Genomic DNA, 17,080 nt, shown 5'->3' on the forward strand with positions numbered 1-17,080 from the left:
CCTTCGCGCTACAATGCGCGCCCTCAATTCCTTGATTTAGAAGCGGAATGCAGCTTTTCGCCTGCGGCGTGAACCACCACACGGCCCCCGTCTCCATACGGGAGCGGGTGGCGTTTCCGCCGGACATCCTGCCCAAAGCCCTGGTTGACGTGACCGGGGAGCGATCGGGTGCCAAACCTCTTGCCCGGGAGGCGGCGATCCTCTCCACCTGCAACCGCACGGAAATCTACTGCAACACGCCGGAGCCCCAGGGGGTGGCGGATTGGCTGGCCAGCTTCCACGGCCTGCCGGCCAAGGACGTGAAGCCCTATCTCTATTTGCTGCCCCAGGACAAGGCGGCCAACCATGCCTTCCGCGTGGCCTCGGGCCTGGATTCCATGGTGCTGGGTGAGACCCAGATCCTGGGCCAGATGAAGCAGGCGGCGGAGAAGGCCAACGACGCCGGCACCCTGGGCCTGCTGCTCAACAAGCTGTTCCAGCGCACCTTCTCCGTGGCCAAGGAAGTCCGTACCGCCACCGAGATCGGCGCCAACACGGTGTCCATGTCCGCCGCCGCCGTCACCCTGGCGGAACGCATCTTCCCCAGCATCGCCGGCCAGGCCATCCTGTTCATCGGCGCCGGCGAGATGATCGAACTGGTGGCCACCCACTTCGCCGCCAAGAACCCCAAGCGCATCATGGTGGTGAACCGCACCATCGAACGGGCCCGGGACCTGGCCAACAAGTTCGGCGGCGAGGCGGCGGCCCTCAGCAACCTGCCGGAACTGCTGGCGGATTTCGACATCCTGGTCACCTCCACCGCCAGCCCCCTGCCCATCGTCGGCCTGGGCATGGTGGAACGCGTCGTCAAGCAGCGCAAACACCGGCCCATGTTCATGGTGGACCTGGCCGTGCCCCGGGATATCGAAAGCGAGGTGGGGGAACTGGACGACGTGTTCCTCTACACCGTGGATGACCTGGGCGAGGTGGTGCGCCAGGGCCACGACAGCCGCCAGTCCGCCGTCACCCAGGCCGAGGCCATCATCTCCGCCCGGGTGTACGAGTTCATGCACTGGATGGACACCCGCAAGACCGTGCCCGTGATCCGCAGCCTGCGGGACCACGGCGAGCGCCTGCGCCGCCACGAGCTGGAAAAGGCCCATCGCGCCCTGGCCCGGGGCGACGACCCCCAGCAGGTGCTGGAGGCCCTGAGCCGGGGCCTCATCAACAAGCTGCTGCACGACCCCAGCCACACCCTCAACCAGGCCGGCGACTCCGAACGGGAGGAACTGGCGCGCCTGGTCTCCCGTCTCTACAACCTGCATAACGACTAGAACCAAGTTGGCAGTCATCAGTCGGCAGCTTGCAGTCACTGCTAACTGATGACTGCCTACTGCAGACGATGAAATCCTCTCTCCAAGACAAGCTCGCCAATCTCGCCGACCGCCTGGCGGAACTCAATGCCCTGCTGTCCAGCGAAACCGCCACGGCGGACATGGACCAGTACCGCAAGCTCAACCGGGAGCACGCCGAGATCACCCCCGTGGTGGAGCACTACCGGGCCTGGCAGCAGGCCAGCGCGGACCTGAAGACCGCCGAGGGTCTGCTTTCAGACCTGGAGATGCGGGACTTCGCCCAGGAGGAGATCGACGCCGCCAAAGTCAGGCTGGATAACCTGGAGCAGGAACTCCAGGTGCTGCTGCTGCCCCGGGACCCCAACGACGAGCGCAACATCTTCCTGGAAATTCGCGCCGGCACCGGCGGCAATGAATCCGCCCTGTTCGCCGGCGACCTGTTCCGCATGTATGCCCGCTACGCCGAGCGCCAGCGCTGGAAGGTGGAAATCGTTTCCGAGAGCGAAGGCGAGGTGGGGGGCTACAAGGAGATCATCTGCCGGATCATCGGCCAGGGGGCCTACTCCAAGCTCAAGTTCGAATCCGGCGGCCACCGGGTGCAACGGGTGCCCGACACGGAAACCCAGGGCCGCATCCACACCTCCGCCTGCACCGTGGCCATCATGCCCGAGGCGGACGAACTGGAAGACATCCAGCTCAATCCCGCCGACCTGCGCATCGACACCTTCCGCGCCAGCGGCGCCGGCGGCCAGCACATCAACAAGACCGACTCGGCGGTGCGCGTCACCCACCTGCCCAGCGGCCTGGTGGTGGAATGCCAGGACGGCCGCTCCCAGCACCAGAACAAGGCCCAGGCCCTCCAGGTCCTGGCCGCCCGCCTCAAGGACCAGCAGGAACGGGAAGCCCACGCCAAGGAAGCCAGCACCCGCAAGAGCCTGGTGGGCACCGGCGACCGCTCGGACCGCATCCGCACCTACAACTTCCCCCAGGGCCGGGTCACGGACCACCGCATCAACCTCACCCTGTACAAGATCGGCGCCATCATGGAAGGGGACCTGGACGAACTCATCGCCGCTCTCACCGCCGAGCACCAGGCCGACCAGCTGGCCACACTTTCCGGGGAAGACTGAGCGTGGCCTCCCTGGCGGACCTCCTCAAATCCGCCACCACCCGCCTGGAAAAAGCCCTGGATCTGGAGCACCGGGAAGCCCGGCTGGAGACCCGGATCCTTGCCGCCCATGCGCTGGGGGTTGGCCGGGCCTGGCTCATCGCCCACGACCGTGACGAACTGTCCATGAAAGAAGCCGGTAGCCTGGAAGCGCTTTTCGCCCGAAGGGAAAAAGGCGAGCCCGTGGCCTACATCCTGGGCGAAAGGGAGTTCTACGGACGTCTCTTCCGGGTCACTCCGGACGTGCTCATTCCCCGCCCGGAGACGGAACTGCTGGTGGAAGCCGCCCTGGCCCGCCTGCCCAAGGACCGCCCCGGCCGAATCCTGGACCTGGGCACGGGCAGCGGCTGCATCGCCATCACCCTGGCCCTGGAGCGCCCGGACTGCGAAATCACGGCGTCCGACGCGAGCCCGGCCAGCCTGGACATCGTGCGCGGCAACGCCGCCCGGCTGGACGCTGGTAACGTTCGGATTATCCGAAGCGACTGGTATGATCGACTCGGAACCATGAGCTTCGACATGATCGTCTCGAATCCCCCTTACATCGCCCTCGGCGACATTCACCTGCGCCGGGGAGACCTGCCCCACGAACCCGTTCATGCCCTGGTTTCCGGCCCCCTGGGGCTGGACGCAATCCATGCCATCGTGACCCGGGCGGCCGACCACCTGACAACTGAAGGATGGCTCCTGTTCGAGCACGGCTTTGACCAGGCCGGGGCCGGTGCGGCCGCCCTGGCCCAGGCAGGCTTCGAGCGCATCTTCACGCTCCAGGACCTGGGGGGACAGGCCCGGGTCACGGGGGGGCAGTGGCCATCGCGGGCATGACCTCGACGGCCTGCTACCGCATCCCCCCCGGGGTGGAATTCCAGCGCTGGCAAGGCGGGGAGGAATGGGTCATTTACCATTCGGGCACGGGGGAAACCCTGCGCCTATCCGATGCCGCCCTGGCCGTCATTGACTTGCTGTCACAGACGGGCCCCATGGACCAGTCGAGCCTGGCCGAGGCCCTGAACGGCATGATGGATGCCCCCTTGCCCCAGGAGGAAATCAACGGCGCCCTGGCCGAACTGCTGCGCGTGTTGCTCACCCACGAATGCGTGGAGCAGACGGCATGCGCCTGAAGGACCTGGCCCCACGGGAACTCGAGGGGCGTCTGCGCTCCGGCCTGCAGATCGGCACCGGCCCTTTCACCTTCCGCATCGCCAGTCGCCTGCCGGACATCGCCCGGGGCCTGGCCCGGCTCTACGCCGAGTTTCCCCTGGTGGAAGGCCCTTACGCCGACTTCCACGTGCGCATCGACGCCATGCATGGCTTGCGGCGCTTGTTCAGCCCCCAGGCCCAGTTCTGGATGGATGGCCACACGCCCTTCATGCCCCTGCCCCGGGACCAGGCCTTCGCCATGCTGGAGTGGGGCATGAACTGGTGCATTGCCGGCCATGCCCACCATTACCTCATGCTCCACGCCGCCGTCCTGGAGCGCAATGGCCGGGCGCTCATCATGCCCGGGGACCCGGGTGCCGGGAAAAGCACCCTCACCGCCGCCCTCATGCTGGACGGCTGGCGCCTGCTGTCCGACGAGATCACCCTCATCGACCGGGACGACGGCCTCCTCCATGGCCTGGCCCGACCCGTCAGCCTGAAGAACGCCTCCATCGACATCATCCAGGCCCACGCCCCCGATGCTGTCCTGGGCGACGTGGCCCGCGACACCCACAAGGGCACCGTGGGCCACCTGCGCCCCACCGCCCCCAGCGTGGAACGCATCGGCATTCCAGCCCGCCCCGCGTGGATCGTGTTTCCCCGCTGGAAGTCCCAGGCCGAAACGCGCTTGAGCCCCCATTCCAAGTCCGCCGCCTTCCTGCACCTGGCCAGCCACGCCTTCAACTACAGCCTGCTGGGTCCCCTGGGGTTCCGGCTCGTGGCGGACCTGATGGACGCCTGCGAGTGCTGGGATTTCGAGTACAGCCAGCTACCGGACGCCATCCGGCTTTTCCGGGAACTCTCGGAATGAAGATGCATTGCAGCCCCTTGCTGGATGTCCTGGCCGACCCCGGGCACATGGCCGTCCTGGACCTGGCCGGTTGGGACATCCTGCTGCGCCAGGCCCACCGGGCCGGCCTGTTGTCACGCATTGCCGTACTGGCCGGCGACCTGGGACTGGATGTGCCCCCCCAGGCAGGACATTGGTTCGACGCCGCCCGCTCCATTGCCGACCGCCAATTGCGCGCGGTGCATTGGGAAGCCCGCAAGCTCGACCAGGCCCTGGCCAATGAGGGCGTGCCCGTGGTCCTGCTCAAGGGCGCCGCCTACGCGCTGGCCGATCTTCCGTCCGCCCGGGGCCGGGTATTTGGCGACATCGACATCCTGGTGCCCAAACCTTCCCTGGGCCGGGTGGAAGGCGCGCTGCGACTTCATGGCTGGCACGGCACCCACCATTCCGCCTACGACCAGCGCTACTACCGCCAGTGGATGCACGAGTTGCCGCCCCTGACACACATCCGCCGTCAGAGCACCCTGGACGTGCACCACAACCTGCTGCCCGAAACCGCCCGCATCAAGACCCACCCTGAGAAGGTGATCGCCAAAGCCGAACTCCTGCCTGGCTTCAAGGCCCTCCATGTGCCATGCCTGGAAGACCTGGTCCTCCACTCCGCCACCCACCTTTTCCACGAAGGCGAGTGGGACCATGGACTGCGGGACCTGGCGGACCTGGACGCCCTGATGCGCCATGGCGCCACCCGCGAAGGCTGGTGGGAAGCCTTGTGGCAGCGTGGGGAGGAACTCCAACTGACGGTGCCCCTGGCCCTGGCGACACGCTACGCCGAAGCCCTCCTTGGCACGCCCGTGCCGAATACCTTGCTCGACAGGTCGCGCAGATCGCTCTCTTTCTTCGGATGGCCACTGCGGGACGCCCTGTTCTTGCGGGGTTTTTCCACCTGTCACCCCGAATGCCGCATGGGGGGAAACGCCCTGGCGGAATTCATGCTTTATGTGCGTTCCCACGCGCTGCGCATGCCCCCGCATTTGCTGTTGCCCCACCTGGCCTACAAGGCCTGGCTGGCGGTGCGGGGTCCCATGCCAGAGAATGCCAAGAGCCGGTGAGTGGATGTCGATTTTTTTTACAAACGTCCCCTGCCCGAAACCCCGATCTCGCCTAATCAGCGGTTTTTCTGGGGAAAACCACCAAGGCATGGAACTTGCTAATATCTGACAAACCTTTGATTTGGCGGACACACCATGACAAGCGACCCCAAGCAACAGCACTCTGCCCCCATCAACGAGGGCCGGCGCAAGCTCACGAAAGCCAGCCTGGCCGCTCCAGTAGTCCTGGGCACCCTGGCCAGCCGACCTGTCCTGGCGGATGCCTGGAATTGCACGATCTCCGGCCAGATTTCAGGCAACATTTCCAGACCTGGCAAAGTGGACTGTGCCACGTTGGGACAGTCGCCCAGTTACTACGCCGGCCTTGCGCCGACTTCTTGGCCAGGCGGAACTGATTTTGTGCAAAACGATGGGGATATCAGGAAATTCAAGAACACTCCCAATACGCAGTCCATCAAGTTTGCTGATGCCTTCGAGCGTTTCAAGATCAATGACGCGAATTTCACGGGCAACCCCACTGTATTGGATGTACTTCGGGGCGATTGGGATCTTTCCGACAACAACAAGGGCCTGCGCGTCCGACAGGTTGGGGGATTCGATACAGCCAATGGCATTGTTCTGGGCCAGGAAGCCATCGCCGCCTACATGAACGCCGTGGACCCCACCAACGGCCACCCCACCTTCCCCATTTCGGGCCCACAGGTCGTCGCCATGTTCAACGCGGTCATCCTCAGCGGCGGCCGGTATGACCCGACTGGGGTGAATTGGGACATTACAGCCGTGATCAGCTACTTCCAGAGCCTTCACGCCTAAGGAACTCCAAGAACAAACGAACAGGGCACCGCAAGGTGCCCTGTTCGTTATTGTGGCCCTCAGTCTTGCTGGTGGTACCCCACCACCACTTCCACTTCCTCCTTCGACCCCAGGATCACCGGCACCCGCTGGTGCAGGCCCTCGGGCTGGATGTCCAGGATGCGCTCGTAACCCGTTGAAGAAGCGCCGCCGGCCTGCTCGACGATGAAGCTCATGGGGTTGGCTTCGTACATCAGGCGCAGCTTGCCGGCCTTGGCAGGGTCCTTGGTGTCCCGGGGGTACATGAAGATGCCGCCCCGTGTGAGGATGCGGTGCACCTCGGCCACCATGGAGGCCACCCAGCGCATGTTGAAGTCCTTGCCCCGGGGGCCGGTCTTGCCTTCCAGGCACTCTTCCACGTAGCGCTGCACGGGGGCTTCCCAGAAGCGGCGGTTGGAGGCGTTGATGGCGAATTCCCTGGTTTCCTCGGGAACGCGCATGTTGGGGTGGGTGAGCAGGAACTCCCCCACTTCCCGGTCCAGGGTGAAGCCGTTCACGCCATGGCCGGTGGTGAGTACCAGCATGGTGGAGGATCCGTACAGGGCATAGCCGGCGCACACCTGCTTCACGCCGGGCTGGAGGAAGTCCTCGGCGGAAGCGGCGCGGTTGGCCACGGGGGCCCGCAGGATGCTGAAGATGGTGCCCACGGAGATGTTGATGTCCACGTTGCTGGAGCCGTCCAGGGGGTCGAACACCAGCAGGTACTTGCCCAGGGGATACTTGTTGGGGATGGCGTAGACCTCGTCCATCTCCTCGGAGGCCATGCCGGCCAGGTGGCCCGCCCATTCGTTGTGCTTGATCATGATCTCGTTGGTGATCACGTCCAGCTTCTTCTGGGTCTCGCCCTGCACGTTCTGGCTGTCCAGGGCGCCCATGACGCCGATGAGAGCGCCCTTGTTCACGGCGTTGGAGATGACCTTGATGGAAGTGACCAGATCGTTCAGCAGGGCGGTGAACTCGCCGGTGGCGCCGGCGATGTGGCGTTGTTCCTCGATGATGAACTGGGTCAGGGTGGTACCGATATGCATGGCTGGGTCTCTTGGCTGGGAATGTAAAAGGGCGGATTCTAATCTATAAAGCCCGTTTATCCGCTCCCGCCACATCCTTATCAGCCCGCCCTGCCAGGGGGCCTGTGACCCAAATGCCGCAGCGCGGATCCTCCCACACCCTACTCCCCACTCCCTACTGGCTGGTGAGCTGGTCCGAGCGGGTGAAGGTCCAGGTGCGGGTGATGCCCAGGATGTCCACCTTCTTGCGCATTTCCTGGGAGAAGGGCGGGTATGGGGCCGCCATTTCAACGATCTTCATGGCGGCGGCGTCCAGAATCCTGGAGCCGGAGGAACGGTAGACCTCCACGGACTCCAGGCTGCCGTCGGCGTTGATGCTCACGGTGAGCACCAGGGAGCCGTACAGGCCCTGCCGCCGGGCCGCCTCGGGGTAGTTCAGGTTGCCCACCCGTTCCACCTTGATGCGCCAGTCGTCCACGTACTGGGCAAAGCTGTAGCCCTGGGCGTTGATGCCGAACTCCCCACGCCGGGGTCGCTTCTGGTACTCGGACCACTGCTGGTCCACCCGGGCCTGGAGCCGGGCCATCTCGATGCTGCGCTGGGCCAGGTCCGCAGGCGCCGGCACCGGCGTGGGCGGCCTGGGCTCCAGTTCGGCCTGGGGCTTCTGCTCCGGCACCTGGTAGCTGGATTGCATCTGCTGCATCAGGGCCTTGGCCTGCTGCTCCAGGGCCTGGACCCGGGCGCTGGCCTCGGCCTCGCCGCTCATGGGCTGGTCCTGGGGCGACACGGGCAGGGGCGAGGTGGCCTGGCGGTCCTCCGCCACGGTGCCGCCGCCATAGAGGTCGTGCTGGGCCAGTACATCCGCCTTGATGGGTTTCTGTCTGGACTTGGCGTTCACCAGCACCACGTCGATGGGCGGGCTTCGGTTGTCGAACAGGCCGGGGTTCGTCTTCTGGAACTGCAGGCCGAAGATGAACACCGTATGCACGATGGCGGAGACGAGGATGGCCTTGGTGAAACGGTCATCCCAGTCCGCGGAGGTGAGCGGATCGTAGGGGATCGGCTCAAAGGCCGACTTCAGGCGCTCGAAGGGTCCTGACATGGGCCCAGGTAACGGCATGACAACTCGATATCCAACAGGTCGATCTCTCCTATTCCGACCCGCATCCTGTCCCCGGGGTTCAGGGTGGGCGCCCCGGTCACCCGTGTGATGAAGGGGATGCGGTCGAAGCGCACCAGGTTCTCCTTGATGAGGGCGGCGTCGATTTCCTTTACACCCTCCTGCCGCAACCAGCGCAGGCACCAGAAGCGCTCCATGCGGCGCTGGAACTCGTTGTAGGCATCATAGGCCAGTTCGAAGTCCCGGACCGCCGCGAACAGCATGGGGTCGTTGCCGGCGTAGGCGGGCGCCTCTCCCCGGCTGGCCGCCAGGATCTGGCGCTGGTTGACGAGGTCCACGTATCGCCTAAGGGGCGATGTGCTCCAGGCATAGTAGGCCACCCCCAGGCCCTCGTGGGGCGCCGGCTTGATGGTCATGCGCACCTTGCCCCCGGTCTGGGCCCGGTACACCCCCGCCACCTCCTTGTCCGCCAGCAACTCGCCCCAGCGGCTGTTGGCCAGGATCATCATCTCCGACACCAGCTTGTCGATGGGATTGCCCCGCTGGCGGGTGGTGATCTCCACCCGCTCTTCCGGGGCCTCCCCAGTCACCTTGAATACATAATCGTGGCGCTGGATCTGGTCCGCCTTGCCCCGAGCCTGCTCCAGATGCACGGCGAAACCATGCAGCCACTCCAGTTCACGGCGGAAGGGATAATCCGCGCCGCCCTGGCCGATGGTTTGTTCGTTGAACAGGGGCTCCAGGGTCTCGTGGCGCAGGTTGGCGGCGATGCGCACCACGTCCGCCTGGGTGCCCAGGCTGCGGATGGCGAAGTCCGGACCCACCTCCACGTACAGGGACAGGGCCGGGCAGTCCCGGTTCTGGGCCAGGGTGTACTGGGCGATGAGCCCCTCCGGCAGCATGGTGATCTTGTCGCCGGGCATGTACACCGTGGACAGGCGGCTGGCCGCCACCCGGTCCAGATCGGAACCCGGAGGAATGCCCAGGGCCGGGGCGGCGATGTGGATGCCTACCCTGGCGCCGCCGTCCTCCCGGAAGATGACGGAGAAGGCGTCGTCGATCTCCGTGGTGGCCGCGTCGTCGATGCTGAACGCCGGCGCATCGCCCAGGGGCAGTTCCGGGGGCGGCGGAGGTGGCAGCAGGGCCGGGAAACCCCGGCCCCGGGGAAACTGGTGCAGCAGGAAGGCCTGCAGGTGAAACTCGAGGGGCGACGGAATGGCGCCGCATTGGTCCAGCAGGCGCACCACGGACAGTCCTGTCTCCGCGCAGGCGTCGGCCAGGGCCTTGTAGGCCAGGCTGTTCTTGTCCGGCTTGTGGGCCAACTCATACACCTGGCCCGCAAAGGCTTCGGGCAGGCGCCCGGCCTTGAGGGCTTCCACCCATTCCACCCGCTGGACCGCCTCCCGGGCCTTGCGTTCCAGGGCCGCCTTGGCCGCGGCCAGTTGTTCCGCCGGCGCGGCCTTGTAGCGGCCCTTGCCCTTCTTCTGGAAATAGATGGGGGCGCCGTGGAGGGCCAGGGCGATGGCCGCTGCCTCGGTGGGGGAAGGCTTGTGTCCGAAGTAGTCGGCGGCCAGATCCTCGAAGCCGAACTCGGCATCGCCCGCGACTTCCCAGAGGAAATCCAGGTCCAGGTCCCCCTGCTGGGCCCGGGCGGCTTCCATCACCTCGGCGGGACCGGGACTGGCATACCGCAGCAGCACGTGGCCCGCCTTCAGCTTGCCCCGCTTGCCGTGCTGGGACTCGATCTGCAGGGACGTGTCGTTGTCCGCCAGAATGGCGCCGGCCTTGATGTCGCCATCTTCTTCGTACAAAAGGAACATCAAAACTCCAATATGGCGGGCAGATATTCGACAAAGCGGGTGAAGCCGTGGTCACCGCCCTCCAGCACCACCTGGCGGGCACCGGCGTAGAAGTCCACGGCCTCCCGGTAGTCCAGTACCTCGTCGCCGGTTTCCACCAGCAGGAAGTAGTTGCCCTTGCGGGCCGGAGCCACGGCCAGGGGCAACAGGTCCGCCAGGTGGGCGGTGCTGAACACATATTCCTCGCCGCTGTGCCAGTTCTTCTGGGGCTGGTCCAGGTACCCCGTCAGCTTGTCATGACAACCCACGCAGGGGTTCACCAGCACTGCCTTGAGATCGTGTTTTTCCGCCAGGTAGGTGGCATAGAAGCCCCCCAGGGAACTGCCGATGAGCTTGGCCGGCCCGTTGGACCGGTTGATGAGATCTTCCAGCAGGGCGATGGCCTGGGCCGGACGATGGGGCAGGTCCGGGCAGGCATAGGCCTCGCCCAGGCCCCGCCGGGCCATCCAGGCGGCCATTTCCCGGGCCTTGCCGGATTGGGCGGAACTGTTGAAACCGTGGATATAGATCAGCATGGATTGAAGGCGCTCCGGAACCCCGGCACGCCTGGATTCGGGTGCCGCATTGTACCGGCCTTGCCCGCTCAAGTCGTTCGCAGGACCTTCCAGTCAGGACATGGCTCCCACAGGCTCCTAGGGCGCCGCGACTCCTACTCCTGTATCAACGGCCACCGGCCCGGGCCAGCCAGGCGATGAGGTCATCCATGACATTATTGGCGCCCCGCCCCAGGGCATCCGCCGCCCCCGCGGCGTCATGGCTGGCCACGGGCACCTGGGCCACGAAGATGCGCCGGTCCACCAGGGTGCCGTCGGCGCGCCGCACCAGCTCCGCTTCCAGCATCGTCAGGGCCACGCCCGGTACCTGGGAGGCATCATGGTAGAAATCGATGAGGCGGGTGTTGAGCTGGAAATCCCCCAGCACGCCGCTGCCCAGGTGCGCCACCTGCCGATAGACCCCGGCCGTTTCCAGACGCTGGCGCAGCATCCAGCCCAGGCGCCGGGGGACCGGTTCGCTCCATTGCGCGAACTGGTACTGGCCCCGGGTGCCCGGCGAGCGGCTGAAGGCCAGGCGCGTGTCCTGGTAGAAGGGCGGCGCCTCCATCTCCCGCAGCAACAGAGTGGCGGCATGGGTGGAGGTGCTGCTTGCCACGGGGCCCGGGTCTGTCAGCACGTGGTAGCCGACCGCCTGGCGGGGCTTGCCAGGCAGGGAGCATCCGGCCAGCGCCAGGAGGGTGAAAAGAGCCAGAAGCTTGCGGCCTAACAGTTGCTTCATGGCTTCTCCCCCGGCCCCAGGTCCGCTTCGTTGGTGCCGTACAAAATTCGCGCCGGGTCGGACATGGCCCGGCCCGTATCCCGCAGGGCGTCCCCTGCCAGGCGCAGGGACTGGGCTGTGGTCTGGACCTCCTGGGTGGCCAGGTCGGCGGACAGGCGCAACTGCAGGGCCAGCCCGCGCACCTCCCGGTCCATGGCGCCCAGGGTCTGGCGTGCCGAGGCCAGGGTGGATTCCGTTTCCGACGCCACCCGGTCCAGCCGCTCGTCCACATGCCGGAGGACATGACCGGCATCGGTGCTGAGACCTTGCACCTGGTCCGCTGCCTTGCGGGTAGTGGCCAGGGTGGCGTGCAGGTCCTCCCGCAATGCCGGCAGGCTCTGGCGCAAGTCCCCGCTGAGACCGTCGAGGTTGACGAGAATGTCCGATATCGCCTTCTGGTTCCGATCCGCCAGGAGGGTGTTGAAGCGCACCAGGGCATCCCTGCCCACCAAGCTCATCTCCTCCAGGGTACTGGCCACCCGGGCAAACTGGGGCACGCCCTCGGGGATCACGGGGAATTCCTCCCCATCGGGTACCTGCAGCAGGGCCGGGCCGCCTTCCTCCACGTTCACCAGGTCGATGGCCGCCAGGCCCGTCACCAGGTGCCGGGCCACCTCGGCATGGACTCCTTCCAGCACCGGGGTGCGCGCATCTACCTGGAGCACGGCCCGTACCCGCCTGGCCTGGCCCGGGCTGATGGCATAGTCCTCCACCTTGCCCACCTTGATGCCCTGCATGCGCACGTCGCTGCCGATCTGCAGGCCTTCCAGGGACTGTTTCTCGAAATAGACCACATAGCGTTTGACCAGCTTGTTCTCGGTGCCGCCCGTGAGCCAGTACATGCCCCCCGCCACCAGGGCCACCAGGGCCAGGACGGCCACCCCCACCCAGGCGTAGCGCGCTTCAGGTTCCATCGTTCAGCTCCCTTCTTCCGCCCGCATGGGACGAAAAGTAAGACCTTATCCACTCGTGGTCCACCCTGGCCACCTCCGCCACCGGCCCGTTGGCGATCACCTTGCCATCGTGCAGGACGATCACCCGGTCCACCAGTCCCCAGAGGGTATCCAGGTCGTGGGTGGTGAGCAGGGCGGTAAGGCCCAGGCTGTCGCACAGTGTACGCAGCAGGTGGTCGAATTCCCGGGCGCTGATGGGGTCCAGGCCGGAGGTGGGCTCATCCAGGAACAGCAACTCCGGTTCCAGGGCCAGGGCCCGGGCCAGGGCCGCGCGTTTCTTCATGCCGCCTGACAGCTCCGCCGGCCGTTTGTTCGCCGCGTCCAGCGGTAACCCCGCCAGGCGGATCCTGAGCCGCACGATCTCGTCCCGCAGACCCCGGGGCAGGGGGGTGTGCTCCATCAACGGCGCAGCCACGTTCTGGGCCACGGTCAGGGAGGAAAACAGGGCCCCTTCCTGGAACAGCACGCCGAACCGTCTGCGCAGGCGGTTCAACCTAGCGCCGGAAAGCTGCCACAGGTCCTCCTCCAGCAGACGCACCTCGCCCGCCGTGGGGCGCAGCAGGCCGATGCACTCCCGCAGGAGCACCGTCTTGCCCGTGCCGCTGCCGCCGATGAGTGCCACCACCTCGCCCCGCCCCAGGGAAAAGTCCACGCCATCGTGGAGCCATCGCCCCCCCAGTCGGGTACGGATGCCCTTTGCCTCCAGGACGGGCGGGTTCATCCCCGATACTCCGGCGAGGCCAGGGCGAAGGCGGCATTGATGAGAATGACCGCCACCAGGCTCTGCACCACGGTGGTGGTGGTGCGTTCCCCCACGCTGCGGGCGTCCCGGCTCACGGCGAAACCGTTGCGGCAGGCGATGAGGGCGATGGCGGCGGCGAACACCGGGGCCTTGTAGAGGCCGTACAGCACGTATTCCAGGGGCAGCACGTCCTTCAGGCGACTGAAGAAGGTGTACAGGGTGATGTCCAGCTGCTGGGCCGCCACGAAGGAAGCCCCCAGCAGCCCCAACAGGTCGGCAAAGAAGGTCAGAAGGGGCATGGCGATGACGATGGCCAGCAGCCGGGGCAGCACCAGAACATGGAAGGGCGACAGGCCCAGGGTGGTGATGGCGTCGACTTCTTCCGTCACCTTCATGGCGCCGATCTGGGCCGTGAAGGCGGCGCCGGAACGGCCCGCCACCAGGATGGCCGTCAACAGGGGCGCCAGTTCCCGGGCCAGGGCCAGGGCCACGCCGTCGACGATGAAGATGTTGGCACCGTATTTCTCGATCTGGATGGCCAGCAGGTGGGCGAATACCACCCCCACCAGCAAGGTCATGAGCCCGACGATGGCCAGGGCCTCCAGGCCCACCACCTCCAGCTGCATGAACAGTTCCCGGGGCCGCAGCCGGGTGGGCCTCACCAATACCTCCCCCAGGGCCTGGCTGGTTCTACCGACGAAGGCCAGCATGTCACGGCCACCCCGCAGGACGTGCACCACCACTTCGCCCAGGCGGGCAAGCCAGCCCGGGGCGCCGGCCGGTCCCGGGCCGGAGACCGCCATGCGCTCGGCCACCAGATCCAGCAAGGCCCGCCGGCGGGCATCGAATCCCTGCAGTGCCACCTTGCCCCATGCCACGCCATGGTCATGAAGGCTGTGCATCAGCACCAGGGCAGCGGCGCTGTCCAGGCCCTCCAGTCCGCTGCCGTCCAGCTGGACCGAATCCACTTCCAGCTTCGGCAGAAAGGCGAGGGCGGCCTGGGCGTCCAGGAGATGGGACAACCTCCAGTCCCCGGTCAGGCGGAGCACCGCTCCCGCCTCGGTCTCTTCCAGGGTCAACCGAGGCAGATTGTTCATGGAGGACGACCCGGACTCGCTCAAACGTCCAGTAATGCCGCTTCACCCAGGCGGGCCAGAAGCTTGTCGTGAATGCCGCCGAAGCCGCCGTTGCTCATGACCAGGACGTGGTCGCCGTGCCGGGCCTCCCTGGCCACGGCCTCCACCAGGCCGGACAGGTCGGCATAGGTATGCGCCTTGTCTCCCAGGGGGGAAAGCGCGCCTGAAGCATCCCAGTCGATGCCGCCGCTGTAGCAGTACACCCGGTCCGCACCTTCCAGGCTGGCAGGCAGCTGGGCCTTCATCACCCCCAGCTTCATGGTGTTGGAACGGGGCTCCAGCACGGCAAGAATGCGAGCGCCGGAGTGGACGGCACTGAGCTTGGCGCGCAGGCCCGCCACCGTGGTGGCGATGGCAGTGGGGTGGTGGGCGAAGTCGTCGTAGACCGTGACGCCATTGACCTGGCCCCTCACCTCCATGCGCCGCTTCACATTCTGGAAACGGGACAAGGCATCGATGGCGTCCCTGGCAGGCACCCCCGCGTGACGGGCGGCGGCAATGGTGGCCAGGGCATTCTGGCGGTTATGCTCCCCCAGCAGGTTCCACTGCACCCGGCCTTGCAGGGCTTCACCCAGCCAGACGTCGAAATGGGAGGCACGCAAACCCGTGTTGACCGGCTCGGCCCGCCAACCGCCCTGCAGTCCAAAGCGCTCCACCGGCGTCCAGCAGCCCCGGGCCAGCACCCGTTCCAGGCTTTCCTCCCTGCCGTTGCTCACCACCAGGCCATTGCCCGGCACGGTGCGCACCAGGTGGTGGAACTGGGTCTCGATGGCCGCCAGGTCCGGGAAGATGTCGGCGTGGTCGTATTCCAGGTTGTTCAGCACGGCCGTGCGGGGGCGGTAATGCACGAACTTGGAACGCTTGTCGAAGAAGGCGGTGTCGTACTCGTCCGCCTCGATGACGAAGAAGGGCGAATCGGTGAGCCGGGCGGACACGCCGAAGTTCATGGGCACGCCGCCGATGAGATAGCCGGGATGGAGGCCGCAGTCCTCAAGCACCCAGGCCAGCATGGAGGACGTGGTGGTCTTGCCGTGGGTGCCCGCCACGGCCAAGACCCATTTTTCATGAGGCACGTTTTGGCTGCGACCTAACCCGCCATCCGGCGCATTAGTCTTCGCCGAAACATTCTGCGGATGCAGAATGTTTTCCGCCAGCCACTGGGGCCCGGATATGTAGGGCAGGCCCCGGTTGAGGATTTCCTCCATGAGGGGCTGCTTGCCCCGGGTGACCACGTTGCCGATCACCCAGATATCCGGTTCCAGTGCCAGCTGCTCGGTGCCGAAGCCTTCCATGAGCTTGATGCCCAGGGCCTCCAGCTGGGTGCTCATGGGCGGGTAGACGTTGGCGTCGCAACCGGTGACGGTATGGCCCGCCTGCTGGGCGATGACGGCGATGCCGCCCATGAAGGTGCCGCAGATGCCGAGGATGTGGATATGCATGGAAGAAACGTGGGCCATGGATGCTTCGCGGCATTATCCCGGATTGTTCCCCGTTAAAGAATGCAGTCACATGGCCGATAATAGTCAACGCATAGTCCGCACCTTCCAGGCAACATGGCCCAAACCCCAAACGTCATCGGCATCACCGTCATGCAGCGGCTCAAGGAGACGGGTGAACCTCCTACGCCCGAGAACTACGAGCGCCTGTATTACGAAATTTCCGGACTGCCGCCCCCGGCGAAGGCTTCCGGGGCCAGCAAGAACGACCAGGCTACAGCCATCTGCATGGAACTGGTCCAGGTGGTGCGGGAAATGGTCCAGGACGTGAGCGACAAGACCGGCAACCTGGCCAAGGATCTTGACGAAAGGAACAAGGGCCTTTCAGACAACGTCAACACCCTGAAGTCCAGCCGCGACAAGGGCGAAATCCTGCGCCTGCTGTCCTCCGTGGTCATGCAGGCCAGCGGCATCCAGAACACGGTGGAAGCCAGCCACAAGGAACTGCAGGAGACCCGTTATGCCCTGGTCAACATGCAGAACGAGCTCTCCGAAACCCGCCAGCTCCTCAACGAGGACGCCCTCACCGGCGCCCTGAACCGGCGTGGTCTGGACCAGACCCTGGACCGGGAAGTCGCCCGCTGCCAGCGCACCAACGGCAAACTCTCCCTGGCCATGGTGGACCTGGATTTTTTCAAGAGAATCAACGACGAGTTCGGCCACTCGGCGGGAGACAACATGCTGGTGCATTTCACATCCCTCATCCGCTCGGTACTGCGCAAGTCGGATGCCCTGGTGCGCTACGGCGGCGAGGAATTCACCCTGATATTGCCGGATACGGATTCCCGGGGAGCCATGCTGGTGCTCATACGGTTGCAGCAGGTCATGCAGAAGTCCCCCCTCATGTTCGAGGGCAACAAGATCAACACCACATTCAGCGGCGGCGTAGCCAGCCTGGCGCAGGATGAAAACGGCCATGCCTTGCTGCGGCGGGCGGACGAGGCTTTGTACAAGGCCAAGCAGTCCGGCCGCGACAAGATCCTCCTGGCCACCTGATCGC

17 protein-coding genes are annotated in these 17,080 nt (G+C 65.8%); 8 read left to right on the forward strand and 9 right to left on the reverse strand.

Features of this window, described 5'->3' with window-relative positions:
- The first annotated feature begins 47 nt into the window (after positions 1-47).
- The 7 genes from H6935_10170 (at position 48) to H6935_10200 (ending at position 6,417) form a co-directional block, all read left to right on the forward strand.
- Positions 48-1,313 carry a glutamyl-tRNA reductase gene (locus H6935_10170; protein MCP5278709.1) on the forward strand — a complete coding sequence of 422 codons (1,266 nt, stop codon included), beginning with the start codon at positions 48-50 and terminating at the stop codon, positions 1,311-1,313.
- Between the two features lie 68 nt (positions 1,314-1,381).
- Positions 1,382-2,464: a peptide chain release factor 1 gene (gene prfA, locus H6935_10175; GenBank protein MCP5278710.1), complete on the forward strand. Its 1,083-nt coding sequence runs from the start codon at positions 1,382-1,384 to the stop codon at positions 2,462-2,464.
- 2 nt (positions 2,465-2,466) lie between these two features.
- Positions 2,467-3,327 carry a peptide chain release factor N(5)-glutamine methyltransferase gene (gene prmC, locus H6935_10180; protein ID MCP5278711.1) on the forward strand — a complete coding sequence of 287 codons (861 nt, stop codon included), beginning with the start codon at positions 2,467-2,469 and terminating at the stop codon, positions 3,325-3,327.
- Positions 3,324-3,623: a hypothetical protein gene (locus H6935_10185; protein MCP5278712.1), complete on the forward strand. Its 300-nt coding sequence runs from the start codon at positions 3,324-3,326 to the stop codon at positions 3,621-3,623. The genes prmC and H6935_10185 overlap by 4 nt, the downstream gene beginning before the upstream one ends.
- The gene (locus H6935_10190) at positions 3,614-4,513 is read left to right on the forward strand and encodes an HprK-related kinase A (GenBank protein ID MCP5278713.1); all 900 of its coding nucleotides are present in this window, start codon (positions 3,614-3,616) and stop codon (positions 4,511-4,513) included. The genes H6935_10185 and H6935_10190 overlap by 10 nt, the downstream gene beginning before the upstream one ends.
- Positions 4,510-5,604, forward strand: coding sequence for a nucleotidyltransferase family protein (locus tag H6935_10195; GenBank protein ID MCP5278714.1), 1,095 nt, complete (start codon positions 4,510-4,512; stop codon positions 5,602-5,604). The genes H6935_10190 and H6935_10195 overlap by 4 nt, the downstream gene beginning before the upstream one ends.
- A 135-nt stretch (positions 5,605-5,739) precedes the next feature.
- Entirely contained in the window at positions 5,740-6,417 is a 678-nt protein-coding gene (locus H6935_10200; protein MCP5278715.1) for a hypothetical protein, read from the forward strand.
- 59 nt (positions 6,418-6,476) lie between these two features.
- Here H6935_10200 and H6935_10205 read toward each other — a convergent pair whose 3' ends face one another.
- From H6935_10205 to mpl, 9 genes are all read right to left on the reverse strand, one after another.
- Complete coding sequence (locus tag H6935_10205) at positions 6,477-7,484, reverse strand: class 1 fructose-bisphosphatase (GenBank protein MCP5278716.1); 1,008 nt, start codon at positions 7,482-7,484, stop codon at positions 6,477-6,479.
- Positions 7,485-7,638: 154 nt separating this feature from the next.
- Positions 7,639-8,565: a TonB family protein gene (locus tag H6935_10210; GenBank protein ID MCP5278717.1), complete on the reverse strand. Its 927-nt coding sequence runs from the start codon at positions 8,563-8,565 to the stop codon at positions 7,639-7,641.
- A complete protein-coding gene (locus H6935_10215) occupies positions 8,541-10,403 on the reverse strand; it encodes an RNB domain-containing ribonuclease (protein ID MCP5278718.1) in 1,863 nt (620 codons plus the stop codon). Before H6935_10215 ends, H6935_10210 begins: the two co-directional genes overlap by 25 nt.
- Positions 10,403-10,957 carry an esterase gene (locus H6935_10220; protein ID MCP5278719.1) on the reverse strand — a complete coding sequence of 185 codons (555 nt, stop codon included), beginning with the start codon at positions 10,955-10,957 and terminating at the stop codon, positions 10,403-10,405. The genes H6935_10215 and H6935_10220 overlap by 1 nt, the downstream gene beginning before the upstream one ends.
- A gap of 145 nt (positions 10,958-11,102) precedes the next feature.
- Positions 11,103-11,714 (reverse strand): membrane integrity-associated transporter subunit PqiC, encoded by a 612-nt coding sequence (locus tag H6935_10225; GenBank protein MCP5278720.1) that lies wholly within the window; start codon positions 11,712-11,714, stop codon positions 11,103-11,105.
- A complete protein-coding gene (locus H6935_10230; GenBank protein MCP5278721.1) occupies positions 11,711-12,667 on the reverse strand; it encodes an MCE family protein in 957 nt (318 codons plus the stop codon). The genes H6935_10225 and H6935_10230 overlap by 4 nt, the downstream gene beginning before the upstream one ends.
- Entirely contained in the window at positions 12,657-13,427 is a 771-nt protein-coding gene (locus H6935_10235) for an ATP-binding cassette domain-containing protein (protein ID MCP5278722.1), read from the reverse strand. The genes H6935_10230 and H6935_10235 overlap by 11 nt, the downstream gene beginning before the upstream one ends.
- Positions 13,424-14,545: an ABC transporter permease gene (locus tag H6935_10240; GenBank protein ID MCP5278723.1), complete on the reverse strand. Its 1,122-nt coding sequence runs from the start codon at positions 14,543-14,545 to the stop codon at positions 13,424-13,426. Before H6935_10240 ends, H6935_10235 begins: the two co-directional genes overlap by 4 nt.
- A gap of 20 nt (positions 14,546-14,565) precedes the next feature.
- Positions 14,566-16,023: a UDP-N-acetylmuramate:L-alanyl-gamma-D-glutamyl-meso-diaminopimelate ligase gene (gene mpl / locus H6935_10245; GenBank protein MCP5278724.1), complete on the reverse strand. Its 1,458-nt coding sequence runs from the start codon at positions 16,021-16,023 to the stop codon at positions 14,566-14,568.
- 114 nt (positions 16,024-16,137) lie between these two features.
- On the opposite strand from mpl, the gene H6935_10250 reads away from it, so the two are divergent.
- Positions 16,138-17,076, forward strand: a complete 939-nt coding sequence (locus H6935_10250; protein MCP5278725.1) for a GGDEF domain-containing protein — start codon at positions 16,138-16,140, stop codon at positions 17,074-17,076.
- Positions 17,077-17,080: the final 4 nt, after the last annotated feature.

It is taken from the genome of Thiobacillus sp., from assembly GCA_024235835.1.
Classification (GTDB): Bacteria; Pseudomonadota; Gammaproteobacteria; order Burkholderiales; family Thiobacillaceae; genus PFJX01.

What these genes read in the sequence shown, in the direction of transcription:
- H6935_10170 (MCP5278709.1), top strand. Translation starts at nt 48, where the DNA reads ATGCAGCTTTTCGCCTGCGGCGTGAACCACCACACGGCCCCCGTCTCC.
- prfA (MCP5278710.1), top strand. Translation starts at nt 1,382, where the DNA reads ATGAAATCCTCTCTCCAAGACAAGCTCGCCAATCTCGCCGACCGCCTG.
- H6935_10185 (MCP5278712.1), top strand. Translation starts at nt 3,324, where the DNA reads ATGACCTCGACGGCCTGCTACCGCATCCCCCCCGGGGTGGAATTCCAG.
- H6935_10190 (MCP5278713.1), top strand. Translation starts at nt 3,614, where the DNA reads ATGCGCCTGAAGGACCTGGCCCCACGGGAACTCGAGGGGCGTCTGCGC.
- H6935_10195 (MCP5278714.1), top strand. Translation starts at nt 4,510, where the DNA reads ATGAAGATGCATTGCAGCCCCTTGCTGGATGTCCTGGCCGACCCCGGG.
- H6935_10200 (MCP5278715.1), top strand. Translation starts at nt 5,740, where the DNA reads ATGACAAGCGACCCCAAGCAACAGCACTCTGCCCCCATCAACGAGGGC.
- H6935_10205 (MCP5278716.1), bottom strand. Translation starts at nt 7,484, where the DNA reads ATGCATATCGGTACCACCCTGACCCAGTTCATCATCGAGGAACAACGC.
- H6935_10210 (MCP5278717.1), bottom strand. Translation starts at nt 8,565, where the DNA reads ATGTCAGGACCCTTCGAGCGCCTGAAGTCGGCCTTTGAGCCGATCCCC.
- H6935_10215 (MCP5278718.1), bottom strand. Translation starts at nt 10,403, where the DNA reads ATGTTCCTTTTGTACGAAGAAGATGGCGACATCAAGGCCGGCGCCATT.
- H6935_10220 (MCP5278719.1), bottom strand. Translation starts at nt 10,957, where the DNA reads ATGCTGATCTATATCCACGGTTTCAACAGTTCCGCCCAATCCGGCAAG.
- H6935_10225 (MCP5278720.1), bottom strand. Translation starts at nt 11,714, where the DNA reads ATGAAGCAACTGTTAGGCCGCAAGCTTCTGGCTCTTTTCACCCTCCTG.
- H6935_10230 (MCP5278721.1), bottom strand. Translation starts at nt 12,667, where the DNA reads ATGGAACCTGAAGCGCGCTACGCCTGGGTGGGGGTGGCCGTCCTGGCC.
- H6935_10235 (MCP5278722.1), bottom strand. Translation starts at nt 13,427, where the DNA reads ATGAACCCGCCCGTCCTGGAGGCAAAGGGCATCCGTACCCGACTGGGG.
- H6935_10240 (MCP5278723.1), bottom strand. Translation starts at nt 14,545, where the DNA reads ATGAACAATCTGCCTCGGTTGACCCTGGAAGAGACCGAGGCGGGAGCG.
- mpl (MCP5278724.1), bottom strand. Translation starts at nt 16,023, where the DNA reads ATGCATATCCACATCCTCGGCATCTGCGGCACCTTCATGGGCGGCATC.
- H6935_10250 (MCP5278725.1), top strand. Translation starts at nt 16,138, where the DNA reads ATGGCCCAAACCCCAAACGTCATCGGCATCACCGTCATGCAGCGGCTC.